Origin of the sequence: Eubacterium sp. BIOML-A2, from assembly GCF_009680135.1 — a bacterium.
Classification (GTDB): domain Bacteria; phylum Bacillota; class Clostridia; order Lachnospirales; family Lachnospiraceae; genus Faecalicatena; species Faecalicatena contortus_B.
This window is the reverse complement of the sequence record NZ_WKZK01000014.1, coordinates 38333-55430: the sequence shown is the minus strand read 5'-3', so window position 1 is coordinate 55430 and position 17098 is coordinate 38333. Positions and strand designations below refer to the sequence as shown.

Sequence of the window (17098 nt, the reverse complement as noted above, 5' to 3'; positions counted from 1 at the left end):
GGGTTTGAGAGAACCCATCTAAGCGTACAATATACGGTGCAATTCCGTGAAACTAATAATCAGGCAAAACGAAAGGAGAGAAAGTAATGGGAATCAAAACATATAACCCATATACACCTTCCAGAAGACAGATGACTGGCTCTGATTTCTCTGAGATAACAAAGACAACTCCTGAGAAGTCTCTGCTGGATTCCAAGAGCAGAAAAGCCGGCCGCAACAACCAGGGCAAAATTACAGTTCGTCACCGCGGCGGCGGAGCTAAGAGAAAATATAGAATTATTGATTTTAAGAGAAAGAAAGATGGGGTTCCGGCAACAGTTTTTGGAATCGAATATGATCCGAACAGATCAGCAAACATCGCACTGATCTGCTATGCAGACGGTGAAAAAGCATACATCCTCGCTCCGGAAGGATTAAAGGATGGCATGAAAGTCATGAACGGACCAGAAGCAGAAGTAAGAGTAGGAAACTGCCTACCTCTTTCTGAGATTCCGGTTGGTACGCAGATTCACAATATTGAATTATATCCTGGAAAAGGCGGACAGCTTGTTCGTTCAGCAGGAAACAGCGCACAGCTGATGGCGAAAGAAGGAAAATATGCAACATTAAGACTTCCGTCTGGTGAGATGAGAATGGTTCCAATCATTTGCAGAGCATCTGTTGGTGTCGTAGGAAACGGAGAGCACAACCTGATCAACGTAGGTAAAGCGGGTCGTACACGTCATATGGGTATCAGACCTACAGTACGTGGTTCCGTTATGAACCCGAACGACCATCCGCATGGTGGTGGTGAAGGTAAGACAGGTATCGGACGTCCAGGTCCATGCACACCTTGGGGCAAACCGGCACTCGGTCTTAAGACACGTAAGAAAAACAAAGCTTCTAACAAGATGATTGTAAGAAGAAGAGATGGAAAAGCGATTAAATAATTCAGATTACAAGGAGGTTAGAACCTATGGCTCGCTCACTTAAAAAAGGACCATTTGCAGACGAAAGCTTACTGAAAAAAGTAGACGCTATGAATGCTGCAGGTGATAAATCAGTTGTTAAGACATGGTCACGTCGTTCTACAATCTTCCCGTCATTCGTTGGGCACACATTTGCTGTCCATGACGGAAGAAAACATGTGCCTGTATATGTTACAGAAGACATGGTAGGCCACAAGCTCGGAGAGTTTGTAGCAACCAGAACATACAGAGGACACGGCAAGGACGAGAAAAAGTCAAGAGTAAGATAAATCATAAGATATTCGAAAGGAGGGTTCATCCATGGCAAAAGGACATAGATCCCAAATCAAACGAGAAAGAAACGAGCAGAAAGATACAAGACCATCAGCTAAGATTTCTTACGCCAGAGTGTCAGTTCAGAAAGCTTGCTTTGTATTGGATGCCATCAGAGGTAAGGATGTACAGACAGCACTTGGTATTTTAGCTTACAACCCAAGATATGCTTCAAGTGTAATAGAAAAATTATTAAAATCAGCAATTGCAAATGCTGAGAACAACAACGGTATGAATGTTGAGAACCTTTATATAGAAGAGTGTTACGCAAACAAAGGACCAACAATGAAGAGAGTAAGACCAAGAGCACAGGGCAGAGCTTATAGAATCGAGAAGAGAATGAGCCACATTACAATCGTGCTTAATGAAAGATAATAAGGAGGGCAATAATGGGACAGAAAGTTAATCCTCATGGTTTAAGAGTCGGCGTGATCAAAGACTGGGATTCTAAATGGTATGCAGAAAAAGATTTCGCTGATAACCTGGTGGAAGACCATGAAATCAGAAAATTCCTTAAAAAGAAATTATTCAGCGCAGGTGTTTCAAGAATCGAGATCGAAAGGGCATCTGACCGTGTTAAAATCATCATCTATACAGCTAAGCCAGGCGTAGTAATCGGCAAAGGCGGTTCTGAGATTGAAAAAGTAAAAGCGGAATTAGCAAAATATACAAACAAGAAGCTGATCGTTGACATCAAAGAAATTAAGAGACCAGACAAAGATGCTCAGTTAGTAGCTGAGAACATTGCTCAGCAGCTTGAAAACCGTATTTCATTCAGACGTGCTATGAAATCCTGCATGTCAAGAACTATGAAGTCCGGAGCACTCGGTGTTAAGACATCCGTTTCAGGACGTCTCGGCGGCGCTGATATGGCTCGTACAGAGTTTTACAGCGAGGGAACGATTCCGCTTCAGACACTGAGAGCTGACATTGATTATGGATTCGCAGAAGCTGACACAACTTACGGAAAAGTCGGTGTAAAAGTTTGGATTTACAAAGGCGAAGTTCTTCCGACGAAAGCAGATAAGGAAGGGAGCGATAAATAATGTTAATGCCAAAAAGAGTGAAACGTCGTAAACAGTTCCGTGGCACCATGAAAGGAAAAGCTTTAAGAGGCAATACGATTTCATACGGTGAATACGGTATCGTTGCAGCGGAGCCTTGCTGGATCCGTTCCAATCAGATAGAGGCAGCCCGTGTTGCTATGACACGTTACATCAAGCGTGGCGGTAAAGTCTGGATCAAGATCTTCCCGGACAAACCGGTAACAGCAAAACCAGCAGAAACTCGTATGGGTAAAGGAAAGGGAGCACTGGAGTACTGGGTAGCAGTAGTGAAACCAGGCCGTGTTATGTTTGAAATTGCAGGAGTACCTGAGGAAACAGCTAGAGAGGCACTTCGTCTTGCAATGCATAAGTTACCTTGCAAATGCAAAATCGTTTCTCGCGCAGACTTAGAAGGCGGTGATAACAGTGAAAATTAATACATTTGTACAAGAATTAAAAGGGAAATCTGTAGAAGAATTAAATGAAGAATTAGTAGCTGCTAAAAAGGAACTTTTTAATCTGAGGTTCCAGAATGCAACGAATCAATTAGATAATACAAGCAGAATTAAAGAAGTTAGAAAAAATATCGCCAGAATCCAGACGGTGATAACAGAAGCTTCTAAAGCTGAGTAGGAGGTCGTACTGTGGAAGAAAGAAATCTTAGAAAAACCCGTACAGGCAAGGTTGTTAGTGACAAAATGGACAAAACAATCGTTGTTGCAGTTGAAGACCACGTTAAGCATCCACTTTATAAGAAAATCATCAAAAAAACTTATAAATTGAAAGCTCATGATGAAAAGAATGAGTGCAACGTTGGAGATACAGTTAAGGTTATGGAAACAAGACCGCTGTCTAAAGATAAGAGATGGAGACTTGTAGAAGTCATGGAAAAGGCGAAATAATTATATCGCATATTTTGCAAGCATATTTAAAGGAGGTTTACCTGCATGATACAACAAGAAAGCAGACTTAAAGTAGCAGACAACACAGGCGCTAAAGAGTTACTGTGTATCCGTGTACTTGGCGGTTCTACAAGAAGATATGCCAATATCGGAGACGTGATCGTTGCGACTGTTAAAGATGCAACACCAGGCGGCGTTGTAAAAAAAGGTGACGTTGTAAAAGCTGTAGTTGTCCGTACTGTAAAAGGCGCTCGTCGTAAAGACGGCTCCTATATCAGATTCGATGAAAATGCTGCTGTTATTATAAAAGACGATTTGAACCCACGTGGAACACGTATTTTTGGACCAGTAGCCAGAGAGCTCAGAGACAAGAAGTTTATGAAGATTGTTTCTTTAGCTCCGGAAGTACTGTAGGGAGGTGCCGAGAATGTCAACTATGAAGATCAAAAAAGGCGATACTGTCAAAGTAATCGCTGGAAAAGATAAAGACAAAGAAGGCAAAGTAATTGCTGTTAATAAAAAAGATGGAAAAGTTCTGGTCGAAGGTGTCAACATGCTGACAAAGCATACAAAACCAAGCGCTGTGAATCAGAATGGCGGTATTATTCATCAGGAAGGACCGATTGATATATCCAATGTGATGTATGTACACAAAGGAAAAGTTACCAGAATCGGCTTTAAGATGGATGGAGACAAAAAGGTACGTGTTGCGAAGTCAACAGGAGACGTAATTGACTAATTCAGGGAAGGAGGTCCAGAACTTTGAGTAGACTGAGAGAAACATATCAGAATGAGATCGTTGATGTAATGATCAAAAAATTTGGATATAAAAATATCATGGAAGTGCCGAAACTTGATAAAGTTGTCATCAACATGGGTGTCGGCGAAGCAAAAGAAAATGCAAAAGTATTGGAGTCAGCAGTCGCTGATCTTGAGAAGATTTCAGGACAGAAGGCAGTGCTTACAAAAGCTAAGAATTCTGTCGCAAACTTCAAGATAAGAGAAGGCATGGCAATCGGATGTAAAGTTACTTTAAGAGGGGAAAGAATGTATGAGTTTGTTGACCGTCTGATTAACCTCGCATTACCTCGTGTACGTGACTTCAGAGGGGTTAACCCGAATGCATTCGACGGAAGAGGCAACTACGCCCTTGGTATCAAGGAGCAGCTGATTTTCCCGGAAATCGAGTACGATAAAGTAGATAAAGTCAGAGGTATGGATGTAATTTTTGTTACAACAGCAAAATCTGACGAAGAAGCTCGTGAATTATTGACTCAGTTCAATATGCCATTCACTAAGTAAAGGAGGGAAATTCATGGCTAAGACATCAATGAAAATCAAACAGCAGCGCAAACCAAAATACTCTACAAGAGAGTACAGCCGCTGCAGAATCTGCGGACGTCCACATGCATATTTGAGAAAATATGGAATCTGCCGTATTTGCTTCCGTGAACTGGCATATAAGGGACAAATCCCAGGCGTTAGAAAAGCAAGCTGGTAACTAACCAAAAAGAAATAAGGAGGTCAATAATCAATGACTATGAGTGATCCAATCGCAGATATGCTTACAAGAATCCGTAATGCTAATACTGCTAAACATGATACAGTTGATGTTCCTGCATCTAAGATGAAAACCGCGATTGCTGAGATTCTGTTGAACGAAGGTTATATTGCAAAGTATGACATCGTAGCCGATGGAAACTTCAACACGATCCACATCACATTAAAGTATGGTGCAGACAAGAACGAAAAAGTTATTTCAGGTCTGAAGAGAATCTCTAAACCGGGGCTTCGTGTTTACGCGAACAGCGCAGACATCCCGAAGGTGCTGGGCGGACTTGGAACAGCCATTATTTCTACAAATAAAGGCGTAATCACAGACAAAGATGCAAGAAAGCTCAATGTAGGCGGAGAGGTACTGTGCTTCGTTTGGTAGGTGCCGGACACTTTATATATGTATGGAAAGAACAGAGTGAAATGGCCGTTCTCTGGCATTTAAGAACAGAGAACTTTAGAGCAACTGAAAACAGAGAAGCCATACAGCAGCTTCTCCGAGAATTTAAGTTATAGGAGGTACGGTATGTCACGTATAGGAAGACTGCCAATCGCAATTCCGGCAGGTGTAACTGTTGATATTGCAGAGAATAACGTAGTGACCGTAACAGGTCCGAAGGGAACTCTGAAAAAAGAGCTTCCGGTTGAAATGGAAATCAAAAAAGAAGGCGAAGAAATTATCGTCACAAGACCAAGTGATTTAAAGAAGATGAAATCTTTACATGGTCTTACAAGAACACTGATCAACAATATGGTTGTAGGTGTAACAGAAGGATATCAGAAAGTTCTGGAGGTCAACGGTGTTGGTTACAGAGCAGCTAAATCCGGAAATAAACTGACATTAAGCTTAGGATACTCTCATCCAGTTGAGATGATCGACCCGGAAGGTATCGAATCCGTTCTGGAAGGCCAGAACAAAATTACTGTAAAAGGTATCGATAAAGAAAAAGTAGGCCAATACGCAGCTGAAATCAGAGACAAGAGAAGACCGGAACCTTATAAGGGCAAAGGTATCAAGTATGCTGATGAAGTGATCAGACGTAAAGTTGGTAAGACTGGTAAGAAATAATTAAGGAGAGTGTGAAAATGGTTAGTAAGAAATCAAGAAGCGAAGTTCGTAGAAAAAAACACATGAAATTACGTAACCGTTTCAGCGGTACAGCTGAGAGACCACGTTTAGCTGTGTTTAGAAGCAATAATCATATGTATGCTCAGATTATCGACGATACAGTTGGAAACACTCTGGTTGCGGCTTCCACTCTTCAGAAAGATGTGAAAGCGGAATTAGAAAAGACCAACAACGTTGATGCAGCAGCAAAGTTAGGAACAGTGATTGCCGAAAAAGCAAAAGAAAAAGGCATCACAGAGGTAGTCTTTGACAGAGGCGGCTTTATATATCAGGGTAAAGTGAAAGCACTGGCAGACGCAGCAAGAGAAGCTGGGCTGAATTTTTAGGAAGGGAGAACACATATGAAACAGGAACGTATTGATGCTAGTCAGATGGAATTAACAGAAAAAGTGGTATCAATCAAACGTGTTACCAAAGTTGTTAAAGGTGGTCGTAACTTCAGATTCACAGCTTTAGTAGTTGTTGGCGATGGGAAAGGCCATGTTGGTGCAGGTTTAGGAAAAGCTACCGAGATTCCGGAGGCAATCCGCAAAGGAAAAGAAGATGCAGCTAAGAAATTAATCAAAGTTGCTATGGATGATAATGACAGTGTAACACATGATGTGATTGGAAAATTCGGAAGCGCTTCCGTATTGCTGAAGAAAGCTCCGGATGGTACCGGTGTTATTGCCGGAGGCCCGGCCCGTGCCGTGATCGAGATGGCAGGAATCAAGAACATCCGTACAAAATCTTTGGGATCCAATAATAAGCAGAACGTTGTTCTTGCTACTATTGAGGGGCTTAAAGGAGTGAAGACTCCGGAAGAGGTTGCAAAACTTCGCGGCAAATCAGTAGAAGAGATCGTAGGCTAAAAAGATAGAGCTTTGCTCTATCGCATAAGAAGATAGAGTTTGATCTATTGCATAAAAGGATAGAGATTGCCCTGTCGTATAAGATGTGAGAGCGTGCTTTGTCGTATAGGAGGTAAATTATAATGGCAAACTTAAAAGTTACACTGGTAAAGTCTACAATCGGTGCTGTGCCAAAGCATAAAAAAACTGTTGAGGCTCTGGGACTCAGAAAACTCAACAAGACAGTCATCATGCCGGATAATGCAGCTACAAGAGGTATGGTACAGCAGGTTAGACACTTAGTGAAAGTTGAAGAAGAAGCATAAATAAAAAACGATAAGGAGGTAATATCATGGACTTATCAAACTTAAGACCAGCAGACGGTTCAAAGCAGAGTGATAATTTCAGAAGAGGCCGTGGACACGGTTCTGGTAATGGTAAGACGGCTGGTAAGGGCCACAAAGGTCAGAAAGCTCGTTCAGGAGCGCCAAGACCAGGCTTTGAAGGCGGTCAGATGCCTTTATACAGAAGAATACCAAAGAGAGGTTTCACATGCAGAAACTCCAAAGAAATCATTGGTATTAACTTAAGCGCGTTAGAAGCATTTGAGGATGGCGCTACAGTTTCAGTAGAAACATTAATTGAGAGCGGTATCGTTAAAAACCCAAAAGACGGTGTGAAAATTCTTGGAAATGGAGAGTTAACTAAGAAGCTTACTGTTCAGGCAAATGCATTTAGTGCAAAAGCAGCTGAAAAAATAGAGGCCCTTGGTGGAAAAGCAGAGGTGATCTAATGCTAGAAACTGTACGAAGAGCATTTCAAATAGAAGACATCCGTAAAAGACTATTCTATACGTTTTTAATGCTGGTCGTTGTTAGACTTGGCTCCCAGCTGCCGACACCGGGTGTGGATCCAACCTATATACAGGAATTTTTTGCGAATCAGACCGGTGATGCATTCAATTTTTTTGATGCATTTACCGGCGGTTCCTTTACCCAGATGTCTGTGTTTGCACTCAGCATTACACCGTACATCACATCTTCCATTATTATGCAGCTTTTGACCATCGCGATTCCAAAGCTGGAAGAGATGCAGAAAGAGGGAGAAGACGGAAGGAAGAAAATTGCAGCGATTACCCGTTATGTCACAGTAGCTCTCGCTTTGATCGAATCAATCGCTATGGCGGTAGGGTTCGGGCGCCAGGGACTTCTTGTTGAGTATAATTTCGTAAATGCTGCTATTGTAGTATGTACACTTACCGCAGGTTCTGCATTCCTAATGTGGATCGGTGAGCGTATTACAGAAAAAGGTGTGGGAAATGGAATCTCCATTGTCCTGCTTATTAACATTGTTTCTCGTGTGCCGGATGATTTCGTCCAGCTGTACGAACAGTTTGTAAGGGGTAAAACCGTTGCAAAAGGAGGTCTGGCAGCAATTATAATTCTTGCAGTGCTGTTGGTTGTCATTGTGTTTGTTATCATCCTCCAGGGTGGTGAGAGAAAGATTGCAGTACAGTATTCACAGAAGGTACAGGGAAGAAAGACATATGGCGGACAGTCCACACACATCCCGTTAAAAGTAAATACAGCAGGTGTTATCCCGGTTATCTTTGCATCCTCGCTGATGCAGTTCCCGATCGTAATCGCGTCTTTCCTTGGAAAGGGAGAAGGAACAGGAATCGGAAGCCAGATTCTGAAGGGAATGAATTCCAACAACTGGTGTAACCCGGGCAATTTAATCTATTCATGGGGTCTGATTGTATATATTGTGCTTACTATTTTCTTTGCTTATTTCTATACATCAATTACATTCAACCCGTTAGAGATAGCAAACAATATGAAAAAGAGCGGCGGCTTTATTCCGGGTATCCGTCCTGGCAAGCCAACCGTAGAGTACTTACAGAAGATATTGAACTATATTATCTTTATCGGTGCATGCGGGCTTGTGATCGTTCAGGTAATACCTTATTTCTTCAATGGTGTATTCAAGGCCAATGTCTCCTTTGGAGGAACATCCCTGATCATTATTGTGGGCGTCGTATTAGAGACGATCAAACAGATTGAAGCACAGATGCTTGTACGCAATTATTCAGGCTTTTTGAATAATAAGGGAAACTCTATGAAGAACAGTTTCCTCGGTTATTAATTCGCGTGAGCGCAATAAGCCGGATGTGCATGTCTGCATGTATATATGGCGGCTGTCCTCGGGGATTTCACTGAAACTACTTAGCTCGCCAAGTTTTGTCCTGAGACGGACGGAACCGGCGGGTTAATGTGCTATATGGATATATCACCGTTTAGGGACAGGACGGTGATGAAAATATGGAGGAACATGTATATGAAGATTATTATGTTAGGGGCTCCCGGAGCAGGCAAGGGGACACAGGCTAAGAAGATCGCGGTGAAATATGGGATACCTCATATTTCTACCGGAGACATCTTCAGGGCGAACATCAAGAACGGCACAGAACTGGGACAGAAAGCAAAGACTTATATGGACCAGGGACTGCTTGTTCCGGATGAACTGGTTGTAGACCTGGTAGTGGACAGAGTGAATCAGGAAGACTGTACATCAGGATATGTGCTGGACGGATTCCCGAGAACAATTCCGCAGGCGGAAGCTTTAGACAAGGCTCTGGCGGAACTGGATCAGAAGGTGGATTATGCCATCAATGTAGAAGTACCGGATGAGAATATCATCCGCCGTATGTCCGGAAGAAGGGCATGTGTAGACTGCGGCGCTACTTATCACATGGAATACGCACCGACCAAAGAGGAAGGCATCTGCGACAACTGCGGCGGGACGCTGATCCTGAGAGATGATGATAAGCCGGAGACAGTCCAGAAGCGTCTCGGTGTCTACCATGAGCAGACACAGCCGCTCATTGATTATTATACAACGGCCGGAATCCTCAAAGAGGTGGACGGAACCATCGATATTGAGGATGTATTTGCTGCCATCGTAAAAATCCTCGGAGAGTAATATGACAATAGAACCGGGAATGTTTGCAAAATCCAAAGCAGGCCGCGATAAAGGCTGTATATATGTCATAATTGATGTCAATGCTGAATATATATATCTGGCGGATGGGGCTAAAAGAACCGTCCGCCGGAGAAAGCGAAAGAATCCAAAGCATCTGCAGATTATAAAGAAGGCGGCAAGTCCTTTCACTACAGATGATGAAACAATCAGAAGTGTTATAAACAGATATTCTCGTTTGGACACGAATGAGAATAGTAAAGTGCCAAACGTGCAGGAGGATTAAGTATGTCAAAAACTGACGTAATCGAAATTGAAGGAGTCGTAGTTGAAAAACTGCCAAACGCTATGTTTAAGGTAGAGCTGGAAAATGGCCATATTGTGCTGGCACATATCAGCGGAAAACTGCGTATGAATTTTATTAAGATTTTACCAGGTGACAAAGTGACGTTGGAAATGTCTCCATATGACCTGAGCAAGGGGAGAATTGTCTGGAGAGATAAGTAAAAAAGTATTGACTTTGCCTGGAAACTAGTGGTATACTATGAAATGGCTGTTTTTGGATAGGTGTGCCCAAAAATAGTTGGAAGCGTATAGCCAGGCAAAGGATGGAAGGAGGATTTGACATGAAGGTTAGATCATCAGTAAAACCAATTTGTGAAAAATGTAAAATCATTAAAAGAAAAGGAAGCATCAGAGTAATCTGTGAGAATCCGAAGCACAAACAAAGACAGGGCTAATACTTAAGAAGTACAGACTGTTGGGATTTGTGAATTAATTAGGCGGCTGACAGCGCGACACACCAGGAAGTGTGTAGGGCTGTTTAATATACAGTAAGGATACACCACACTGCTGAATCTGCAGGTACCGAAGGGTTGGTGGTCTTTTGTATATTGCTTATAATACCCGGCGATCATTTACGGTGAAAATCCGTGTCGGGAAAGGGCGTACTGTAGTATACCCAAAGGGCATCCCGTAACTCATGCCCTGCGGGCGGATCCGCAGTAAACTGCGGAATAAAGTATGCCTGGATGTTTTCGGGAGAAGGAAGCACCTTTCCGGATGCCAGGAGACATCCCAGTTAGGGACAATATGAAAACAGATTTGAAATGGAGGAAAGACACATGGCTCGTATTGCAGGTGTAGACTTACCAAGAGACAAACGTGTAGAAATCGGCTTGACTTATATCTATGGAATCGGTAGAACAAGTGCCAGCCGTATCCTGACAGAGGCAGGAGTAAATCCTGATACCCGCGTCAGAGATCTGACAAGTGAAGAAGTAAAGAAAATCAGTGAAGTGATCGAAGAGACTCAGACTGTAGAAGGTGATCTCAGAAGAGAGATCCAGTTGAATATCAAGCGTCTGAAAGAAATTGGATGTTACCGCGGAATCCGTCATAGGAAAGGCCTTCCGGTACGTGGACAGAAGACCAAGACAAATGCAAGAACATGCAAAGGTCCTAAGAGAACTGTAGCTAATAAGAAAAAATAATTGAGAATTCAAGAAAGTAGGTTAGTTTAAATGGCGAAGAAAGTTACCAAAAAAGTGACAAAGAAACGTGTCAAGAAAAACGTTGAACGAGGACAAGCACACATCCAGTCATCTTTTAATAATACAATCGTAACATTAACAGATGCACAGGGAAATGCTCTTTCATGGGCAAGTGCAGGCGGTCTGGGATTTAGAGGTTCAAGGAAATCTACTCCATACGCAGCTCAGATGGCAGCTGAGACAGCAGCAAAAGCAGCATTAGTACATGGTCTTAAAACGGTAGACGTTTTTGTAAAGGGTCCGGGATCAGGAAGAGAAGCAGCAATCCGTGCGCTCCAGGCATGTGGGATTGATGTAACAAGCATTAAAGACGTAACACCGGTACCACACAACGGATGCCGTCCACCGAAACGCAGAAGAGTCTAGTATATATAGGAGGAAGCTAACATGGCAGTAAATAGAGTTCCAGTTCTTAAGAGATGCCGTTCATTAGGTATGGACCCAATCTATTTAGGAATCAATAAAAAGTCTAACAGGCAGTTAAAGAGATCCAACAGAAAAATGAGTGAGTACGGCCTTCAGTTACGCGAGAAACAGAAAGCTAAGTTTATCTACGGCGTACTGGAGAAACCTTTCAGAAACTATTATGCAAAAGCAAAACAGATGGAAGGCATGACAGGTGAAAACCTGATGATTCTTCTGGAATCCAGACTTGACAATGTAATGTTCCGTATGGGATTTGCAAGAACAAGAAAAGAAGCAAGACAGATTGTCGACCACAAGCATGTAATGGTAAACGGCGGACAGGTAAACATCCCATCATACCTTGTAAAAGCCGGAGATACAATTGAAATCAAAGAAAAGCACAAAGGAAGCCAAAGATACAAAGATATCCTGGAAGTAACAGGAGGAAATATGATTCCTGACTGGCTGGAAGTAGATGCTGAGAACCTGAAAGCTACAGTAAAAGAACTTCCTGCACGTGAGGCAATTGATGTTCCTGTTGATGAGATGCTTATCGTCGAGTTATATTCTAAATAATCCTTGAGTATAGCATGATAGTGACATCCATGCCGCCGGGAACCGGTGATGCCGATCCGGCGGCAGGATGGAGTTTGTCACACAGGAGCCTTTAGGAAACGGCCCCTGCGTGACACAGGCATCGTACCCCTCAACATATTTAAACCCATAAGGAGGGTCTGTGTAGTGTTTGATTTTAATAAACCTAATATTGAGATTACCGAAATTTCAGAAGATAAAAAATATGGAAAATTCGTTGTCGAGCCTCTGGAACGTGGATACGGAACAACATTAGGCAATTCCCTGAGAAGAATTATGCTTTCATCCCTTCCGGGAGCAGCTATCAGTTCTGTTAAAATCGACGGAGTCCTGCACGAATTCAGTTCCATTCCGGGTGTTAAAGAAGATGTAACCGAGATTATCATGAATCTGAAATCACTGGCAATCAAGAATACATCAGAATCAGACGAAGTAAAGACCGCATATATCGAATTTGAAGGAGAAGGTGTTGTAACAGGCGCTGACATCCAGGCGGATTCCGATATTGAGATTATGAATCCCGACCAGGTCATTGCAACCTTAAGCGGAGGCAAGGACAGCAAGTTGTACATGGAACTTACCATTACAAAAGGAAGAGGATACGTAAGCGCAGACAAGAATAAGAATGAAGACTTACCGATTGGCGTTATTCCGATTGATTCCATATATACTCCGGTAGACCGTGTAAATCTCACAGTAGAGAATACGCGTGTCGGCCAGATTACTGACTATGACAAACTGACATTGGATGTATGGACTAAAGGAACACTGCTTCCGGACGAGGCTGTCAGCCTTGCTGCGAAAGTGCTCAGCGAGCATCTGAAGTTGTTTATCGACCTCTCAGAAGTTGCTCAGGCTGCGGAAGTCATGATCGAAAAAGAAGATGATGAAAAAGAGAAAGTACTGGAGATGAGCATTGATGAATTAGAGCTCTCCGTACGTTCTTATAACTGTCTGAAGAGAGCCGGCATCAATACCGTCGAGGAACTTACCAATAAGACACCGGAAGATATGATGAAGGTGCGTAACCTTGGACGCAAGTCACTGGAAGAAGTGCTGGCCAAGCTGAAGGAATTAGACCTTGAGCTGAACCAGGGCGATGAATAAACGTTACTATTCACGGCTTATGGGCCGTGTATAGTAACGAATAAACAGCCACTGCACCATTATAGATTATTATTTGAATTATCCTGTCAGTAAGCCCGAAGAGCATGGCGGGAGCATTTGATTAATAAGCCCGAAGATGCATAACCAAATGTTTGAAAATGGAGGATTAAAACAATGGCAAAGTATAGAAAACTCGGCAGAACATCCAGCCAGAGAAAAGCCTTAATCAGAAACCAGGTAACAGCTCTGCTGAATAATGGCAGAATCATTACGACAGAAGCAAAAGCAAAAGAGATCCGCAAAGTAGCGGAGGGATTAATTGCTATGGCTGTCAGAGAAAAAGATAATTACGAAGAAGTGACCGTAAAAGCAAAGGTTGCACGTAAAGATAAAGACGGCAAGAGAGTAAAAGAAGTAGTAGACGGCAAAAAAGTTACCGTATATGATGAAGTTGACAAGAAGATCAAGAAAGATATGCCGAGCAGACTTCACGCAAGAAGAGAGATGCTGAAGGTTCTTTATCCTGTAAAGGAAGTTCCGGTAGCTGCTGCAGGTAAGAAGAGAAATACAAAAGAAGTTGATCTTCCGGAAAAACTGTTCTCAGAGATCGCTCCTAAGTATACAGACCGCAACGGCGGCTACACAAGAATCGTAAAGATTGGTCAGCGTAAAGGTGACGCAGCTATGGAAGTGCTGATTGAATTAGTATAATTCTGGAAAGAAAAGTTTATAGAGATATAAATTCTTGATAAATAATGATACGGCCCGGCGGCCGCGGAAAGCTTATTGAATTTTAATGCTTTCCGCAGCCGCCGGATTTTTGTCTTCATAGTATGGATTGCATCTATTTTTGTGCAATATCAACAATAAATGTTAAAAAAATAACGTTAAATATTTGACAAAAGCAATATTGACAATTATTTAACGATGGGTTAAACTAAAACCTGTAATTAAGAAAATTATTCTATTACGGGAGGAAAAATAGAAATGGCAAAGAAGGAAAAGATCGTAGTACCTGAGATTGTAGACAGCGTGGAAACACTCGAAGCAAAAATGAAAGCTATGCGTGAAGCTCAGAAAGTATTTGCTGCTTTTACGCAGGAACAGGTAGATAAGATTTTTTATGAAGCAGCCATGGCTGCGAATAAGATGCGTATTCCGCTTGCAAAGATGGCGGTAGAAGAGACGCAGAGAGGAATTGTGGAAGATAAGGTTATCAAGAACCACTATGCAGCTGAGTACATTTACAATGCGTATAAAGACACCAAAACATGTGGTGTGATAGAGGAAGATGCGGCGTTTGGCATTAAAAAGATAGCAGAGCCGATCGGTCTGGTAGCTGCGGTTATTCCGACCACAAACCCGACTTCAACAGCGATCTTCAAAACACTGCTTTGTCTGAAGACCAGAAATGCAATTATTATCAGCCCCCATCCTGCTGCTAAAGCATGTACGATCGAGGCGGCAAAAGTTGTTCTGGACGCAGCTGTAAAGGCTGGCGCTCCGGAAGGCATTATCGGATGGATTGATGTACCGTCTTTGGAATTAACAAACACCGTTATGAAGGATTCAGACATCATTCTTGCAACCGGCGGACCGGGAATGGTAAAGGCTGCTTACTCATCAGGCAAGCCGGCGCTCGGAGTAGGACCTGGAAACACACCGGTAATTATTGATGAGACAGCTGATGTTAAGATGGCAGTAAATTCCATTATACATTCCAAGACATTCGACAACGGCATGATCTGCGCATCTGAGCAGTCTGTAACAGTTCTTGACAGCATTTATGAGGAAGTGAAAAAAGAATTTGCTTACCGTGGATGCTATTTCCTGAAAAAGGGAGCAGAGCTGGATAAAGTACGCAAGACAATCATTATTAATGGCGCACTGAACAGCAAGATTCCAGGCAAATCAGCATACGAAATTGCAAAAATGGCTGGAGTGGATGTTCCGGAAAACACAAAAATCCTGATAGGTGAAGTGGAATCAGTAGACATTTCCGAAGAGTTTGCTCATGAAAAATTATCTCCTGTACTTGGCATGTATAAAGCAAAAACATTTGATGAAGCGTTGGAAAAAGCAGCCCAGCTTGTAGCCGACGGCGGATACGGTCACACAGCTTCCCTGTATATCCATCCGGCACAGACAGAGAAAATAGCAAAACATGCAGCAGCCATGAAAACGTGCCGTGTTCTTATCAACACACCTTCTTCTCACGGCGGCATCGGCGACCTTTACAACTTCAAAATGGCTCCATCCCTCACACTGGGATGCGGCTCATGGGGCGGAAACTCCGTTTCTGAAAATGTTGGGGTAAAACACTTACTGAATGTTAAGACAGTGGCTGAGAGGAGAGAGAATATGCTTTGGTTCAGAACACCTGAAAAGGTTTACTTCAAAAAAGGCTGTATGCCGGTTGCACTGGATGAGCTGGGAACAATCATGCACAAGAAAAAAGCATTTATCGTTACCGACTCCTTCCTGTACAAAAATGGCTACGTAGCTCCAATCGAGGCAAAACTGGATGAAATGGGTATCCAGCATTCATGCTTCTATGAAGTAGCTCCAGACCCGACCCTGCAGTGTGCACAAAAAGGTGCAGACCAGATGAGAGCATTTGAGCCGGATACAATTATCGCACTTGGCGGTGGTTCTGCAATGGATGCAGCAAAGATCATGTGGGTAATGTACGAACATCCGGAAGCAAATTTTGAAGACATGGCAATGGACTTTATGGATATCCGCAAGAGAGTATATACATTCCCGAAAATGGGAGAGAAAGCTTATTTCGTAGCGATCCCGACCTCTTCAGGAACCGGTTCTGAGGTCACACCTTTTGCAATCATCACAGATGCAGAGACCGGGGTAAAATGGCCGCTTGCAGACTACGAACTGCTTCCGAATATGGCAATTGTAGATGTTGATAACATGATGACCCAGCCAAAGGGCCTGACAAGCGCATCAGGTATCGACGTTATGACACATGCAATCGAGGCATATGTATCTATCATGGCCACAGATTACACAGACGGCCTGGCAATGAAAGCTGTAAAGATGGTATTTGATAATCTTCCATCCGCATACGAGAACGGGGCAAACGACCCACATGCACGCGAGATGATGGCAAATGCTTCCTGTCTGGCAGGTATGGCCTTTGCAAACGCATTCCTCGGACTGAACCACTCTATGGCACACAAGCTGGGTGCATTTCATCACCTTCCACACGGTGTTGCAAATGCAGTACTCCTGACAGAAGTTATGAAATACAATTCAGCAGAGGCTCCGACAAAGATGGGTACATTCTCACAGTATCAGTACCCGCATGCACTTGCAAGATATGCTGAACTGGGACGTTTTGCAGGCTGCACGGGCAAAGATGACCAGGAAGTATTCAATAACCTTGTTGCAAGATTAGAAGAGTTAGAAGAGACAATCGGCATCAAGAAAACGATCAAAGACTATGGCATAGATGAGAAATACTTCCTCGACACACTGGATGATATGGTAGAGCAGGCATTCAACGACCAGTGTACAGGCGCTAACCCAAGATATCCATTGATGAAGGAGATCAAAGAGATCTATCTGAAGTGTTACTACGGCAAATAAGTTTCGCAGTTATTCATTCACGGCCGCCGTGCCGTAAGGCGCAGCGGCAGCATAAAAATAATAAATATCCTTTTGAATATAAATTCATAAATTTTTTCTCACAAATAGGAGCG

The 17098-nt window shown here is 42.8% G+C and carries 28 protein-coding genes; all 28 read left to right on the top strand.

Annotation, left to right across the window (positions count from 1 at the left end; all coding sequences use genetic code 11):
• Positions 1-86 precede the first annotated feature (86 nt).
• The 28 genes from rplB to adhE all read left to right on the top strand — a co-directional run bounded on the left by rplB (position 87) and on the right by adhE (position 16985).
• On the top strand, positions 87-929 hold the full coding sequence (gene rplB, locus GKG43_RS07415) for a 50S ribosomal protein L2 (protein ID WP_129878919.1): 843 nt from the start codon (positions 87-89) through the stop codon (positions 927-929).
• A 26-nt stretch (positions 930-955) separates the two neighbouring features.
• A complete protein-coding gene (gene rpsS / locus GKG43_RS07410; protein ID WP_025654665.1) occupies positions 956-1237 on the top strand; it encodes a 30S ribosomal protein S19 in 282 nt (93 codons plus the stop codon).
• Positions 1238-1268: 31 nt separating this feature from the next.
• On the top strand, positions 1269-1655 hold the full coding sequence (gene rplV, locus GKG43_RS07405) for a 50S ribosomal protein L22 (RefSeq protein WP_025654666.1): 387 nt from the start codon (positions 1269-1271) through the stop codon (positions 1653-1655).
• 14 nt (positions 1656-1669) lie between these two features.
• Positions 1670-2326: a 30S ribosomal protein S3 gene (gene rpsC / locus GKG43_RS07400; protein WP_025654667.1), complete on the top strand. Its 657-nt coding sequence runs from the start codon at positions 1670-1672 to the stop codon at positions 2324-2326.
• Positions 2326-2763 (top strand): 50S ribosomal protein L16, encoded by a 438-nt coding sequence (rplP, locus tag GKG43_RS07395; protein ID WP_025654668.1) that lies wholly within the window; start codon positions 2326-2328, stop codon positions 2761-2763. The genes rpsC and rplP overlap by 1 nt, the downstream gene beginning before the upstream one ends.
• A complete protein-coding gene (rpmC, locus tag GKG43_RS07390) occupies positions 2753-2959 on the top strand; it encodes a 50S ribosomal protein L29 (protein WP_025654669.1) in 207 nt (68 codons plus the stop codon). Before rplP ends, rpmC begins: the two co-directional genes overlap by 11 nt.
• Before the next feature lie 11 nt (positions 2960-2970).
• Entirely contained in the window at positions 2971-3228 is a 258-nt protein-coding gene (rpsQ, locus tag GKG43_RS07385; RefSeq protein ID WP_025654670.1) for a 30S ribosomal protein S17, read from the top strand.
• Positions 3229-3273: 45 nt separating this feature from the next.
• A complete protein-coding gene (rplN, locus tag GKG43_RS07380; protein ID WP_025654671.1) occupies positions 3274-3642 on the top strand; it encodes a 50S ribosomal protein L14 in 369 nt (122 codons plus the stop codon).
• 13 nt (positions 3643-3655) lie between these two features.
• Positions 3656-3967: a 50S ribosomal protein L24 gene (gene rplX, locus GKG43_RS07375; protein WP_025654672.1), complete on the top strand. Its 312-nt coding sequence runs from the start codon at positions 3656-3658 to the stop codon at positions 3965-3967.
• Positions 3968-3990: 23 nt separating this feature from the next.
• A complete protein-coding gene (gene rplE / locus GKG43_RS07370) occupies positions 3991-4530 on the top strand; it encodes a 50S ribosomal protein L5 (RefSeq protein WP_129878918.1) in 540 nt (179 codons plus the stop codon).
• A gap of 13 nt (positions 4531-4543) precedes the next feature.
• Complete coding sequence (locus tag GKG43_RS07365; protein WP_025654674.1) at positions 4544-4729, top strand: type Z 30S ribosomal protein S14; 186 nt, start codon at positions 4544-4546, stop codon at positions 4727-4729.
• A 33-nt stretch (positions 4730-4762) separates the two neighbouring features.
• Entirely contained in the window at positions 4763-5164 is a 402-nt protein-coding gene (gene rpsH / locus GKG43_RS07360; RefSeq protein WP_025654675.1) for a 30S ribosomal protein S8, read from the top strand.
• Between the two features lie 144 nt (positions 5165-5308).
• On the top strand, positions 5309-5851 hold the full coding sequence (rplF, locus tag GKG43_RS07355) for a 50S ribosomal protein L6 (protein ID WP_129878917.1): 543 nt from the start codon (positions 5309-5311) through the stop codon (positions 5849-5851).
• 17 nt (positions 5852-5868) lie between these two features.
• On the top strand, positions 5869-6237 hold the full coding sequence (gene rplR / locus GKG43_RS07350; RefSeq protein WP_025654677.1) for a 50S ribosomal protein L18: 369 nt from the start codon (positions 5869-5871) through the stop codon (positions 6235-6237).
• Positions 6238-6252: 15 nt separating this feature from the next.
• A complete protein-coding gene (gene rpsE / locus GKG43_RS07345; protein WP_025654678.1) occupies positions 6253-6762 on the top strand; it encodes a 30S ribosomal protein S5 in 510 nt (169 codons plus the stop codon).
• Between the two features lie 122 nt (positions 6763-6884).
• Positions 6885-7067, top strand: coding sequence for a 50S ribosomal protein L30 (gene rpmD, locus GKG43_RS07340; RefSeq protein ID WP_025654679.1), 183 nt, complete (start codon positions 6885-6887; stop codon positions 7065-7067).
• A 26-nt stretch (positions 7068-7093) separates the two neighbouring features.
• On the top strand, positions 7094-7534 hold the full coding sequence (gene rplO / locus GKG43_RS07335) for a 50S ribosomal protein L15 (protein ID WP_009001876.1): 441 nt from the start codon (positions 7094-7096) through the stop codon (positions 7532-7534).
• Entirely contained in the window at positions 7534-8886 is a 1353-nt protein-coding gene (secY, locus tag GKG43_RS07330; protein WP_129878916.1) for a preprotein translocase subunit SecY, read from the top strand. The genes rplO and secY overlap by 1 nt, the downstream gene beginning before the upstream one ends.
• Positions 8887-9078: 192 nt before the next feature.
• On the top strand, positions 9079-9723 hold the full coding sequence (locus GKG43_RS07325) for an adenylate kinase (protein WP_129878915.1): 645 nt from the start codon (positions 9079-9081) through the stop codon (positions 9721-9723).
• Between the two features lies 1 nt (position 9724).
• A complete protein-coding gene (locus tag GKG43_RS07320) occupies positions 9725-10006 on the top strand; it encodes a KOW domain-containing RNA-binding protein (protein WP_129878914.1) in 282 nt (93 codons plus the stop codon).
• A gap of 2 nt (positions 10007-10008) precedes the next feature.
• Positions 10009-10227: a translation initiation factor IF-1 gene (gene infA, locus GKG43_RS07315; protein ID WP_005613024.1), complete on the top strand. Its 219-nt coding sequence runs from the start codon at positions 10009-10011 to the stop codon at positions 10225-10227.
• Positions 10228-10346: 119 nt separating this feature from the next.
• A complete protein-coding gene (gene rpmJ, locus GKG43_RS07310) occupies positions 10347-10460 on the top strand; it encodes a 50S ribosomal protein L36 (protein ID WP_003497809.1) in 114 nt (37 codons plus the stop codon).
• A 384-nt stretch (positions 10461-10844) separates the two neighbouring features.
• Positions 10845-11213: a 30S ribosomal protein S13 gene (gene rpsM, locus GKG43_RS07305; RefSeq protein WP_025654683.1), complete on the top strand. Its 369-nt coding sequence runs from the start codon at positions 10845-10847 to the stop codon at positions 11211-11213.
• A gap of 30 nt (positions 11214-11243) precedes the next feature.
• On the top strand, positions 11244-11639 hold the full coding sequence (gene rpsK, locus GKG43_RS07300) for a 30S ribosomal protein S11 (protein ID WP_009001882.1): 396 nt from the start codon (positions 11244-11246) through the stop codon (positions 11637-11639).
• Between the two features lie 21 nt (positions 11640-11660).
• The gene (rpsD, locus tag GKG43_RS07295; RefSeq protein ID WP_129878913.1) at positions 11661-12254 is read left to right on the top strand and encodes a 30S ribosomal protein S4; all 594 of its coding nucleotides are present in this window, start codon (positions 11661-11663) and stop codon (positions 12252-12254) included.
• A 165-nt stretch (positions 12255-12419) separates the two neighbouring features.
• Complete coding sequence (locus GKG43_RS07290) at positions 12420-13379, top strand: DNA-directed RNA polymerase subunit alpha (protein ID WP_025654685.1); 960 nt, start codon at positions 12420-12422, stop codon at positions 13377-13379.
• A 174-nt stretch (positions 13380-13553) separates the two neighbouring features.
• Positions 13554-14090 carry a L17 family ribosomal protein gene (locus GKG43_RS07285; protein WP_129878912.1) on the top strand — a complete coding sequence of 179 codons (537 nt, stop codon included), beginning with the start codon at positions 13554-13556 and terminating at the stop codon, positions 14088-14090.
• A gap of 276 nt (positions 14091-14366) precedes the next feature.
• Complete coding sequence (gene adhE, locus GKG43_RS07280) at positions 14367-16985, top strand: bifunctional acetaldehyde-CoA/alcohol dehydrogenase (RefSeq protein WP_129878911.1); 2619 nt, start codon at positions 14367-14369, stop codon at positions 16983-16985.
• Positions 16986-17098 lie beyond the last annotated feature (113 nt).

Bases quoted from the DNA above. Each gene is read 5' to 3' on its own strand.
- rplB (WP_129878919.1), top strand. From the start codon at position 87: ATGGGAATCAAAACATATAACCCATATACACCTTCCAGAAGACAGATG.
- rpsS (WP_025654665.1), top strand. From the start codon at position 956: ATGGCTCGCTCACTTAAAAAAGGACCATTTGCAGACGAAAGCTTACTG.
- rplV (WP_025654666.1), top strand. From the start codon at position 1,269: ATGGCAAAAGGACATAGATCCCAAATCAAACGAGAAAGAAACGAGCAG.
- rpsC (WP_025654667.1), top strand. From the start codon at position 1,670: ATGGGACAGAAAGTTAATCCTCATGGTTTAAGAGTCGGCGTGATCAAA.
- rplP (WP_025654668.1), top strand. From the start codon at position 2,326: ATGTTAATGCCAAAAAGAGTGAAACGTCGTAAACAGTTCCGTGGCACC.
- rplN (WP_025654671.1), top strand. From the start codon at position 3,274: ATGATACAACAAGAAAGCAGACTTAAAGTAGCAGACAACACAGGCGCT.
- rplX (WP_025654672.1), top strand. From the start codon at position 3,656: ATGTCAACTATGAAGATCAAAAAAGGCGATACTGTCAAAGTAATCGCT.
- GKG43_RS07365 (WP_025654674.1), top strand. From the start codon at position 4,544: ATGGCTAAGACATCAATGAAAATCAAACAGCAGCGCAAACCAAAATAC.
- rpsH (WP_025654675.1), top strand. From the start codon at position 4,763: ATGACTATGAGTGATCCAATCGCAGATATGCTTACAAGAATCCGTAAT.
- rplF (WP_129878917.1), top strand. From the start codon at position 5,309: ATGTCACGTATAGGAAGACTGCCAATCGCAATTCCGGCAGGTGTAACT.
- rplR (WP_025654677.1), top strand. From the start codon at position 5,869: ATGGTTAGTAAGAAATCAAGAAGCGAAGTTCGTAGAAAAAAACACATG.
- rpsE (WP_025654678.1), top strand. From the start codon at position 6,253: ATGAAACAGGAACGTATTGATGCTAGTCAGATGGAATTAACAGAAAAA.
- rpmD (WP_025654679.1), top strand. From the start codon at position 6,885: ATGGCAAACTTAAAAGTTACACTGGTAAAGTCTACAATCGGTGCTGTG.
- rplO (WP_009001876.1), top strand. From the start codon at position 7,094: ATGGACTTATCAAACTTAAGACCAGCAGACGGTTCAAAGCAGAGTGAT.
- secY (WP_129878916.1), top strand. From the start codon at position 7,534: ATGCTAGAAACTGTACGAAGAGCATTTCAAATAGAAGACATCCGTAAA.
- GKG43_RS07325 (WP_129878915.1), top strand. From the start codon at position 9,079: ATGAAGATTATTATGTTAGGGGCTCCCGGAGCAGGCAAGGGGACACAG.
- GKG43_RS07320 (WP_129878914.1), top strand. From the start codon at position 9,725: ATGACAATAGAACCGGGAATGTTTGCAAAATCCAAAGCAGGCCGCGAT.
- infA (WP_005613024.1), top strand. From the start codon at position 10,009: ATGTCAAAAACTGACGTAATCGAAATTGAAGGAGTCGTAGTTGAAAAA.
- rpmJ (WP_003497809.1), top strand. From the start codon at position 10,347: ATGAAGGTTAGATCATCAGTAAAACCAATTTGTGAAAAATGTAAAATC.
- rpsM (WP_025654683.1), top strand. From the start codon at position 10,845: ATGGCTCGTATTGCAGGTGTAGACTTACCAAGAGACAAACGTGTAGAA.
- rpsK (WP_009001882.1), top strand. From the start codon at position 11,244: ATGGCGAAGAAAGTTACCAAAAAAGTGACAAAGAAACGTGTCAAGAAA.
- rpsD (WP_129878913.1), top strand. From the start codon at position 11,661: ATGGCAGTAAATAGAGTTCCAGTTCTTAAGAGATGCCGTTCATTAGGT.
- GKG43_RS07285 (WP_129878912.1), top strand. From the start codon at position 13,554: ATGGCAAAGTATAGAAAACTCGGCAGAACATCCAGCCAGAGAAAAGCC.
- adhE (WP_129878911.1), top strand. From the start codon at position 14,367: ATGGCAAAGAAGGAAAAGATCGTAGTACCTGAGATTGTAGACAGCGTG.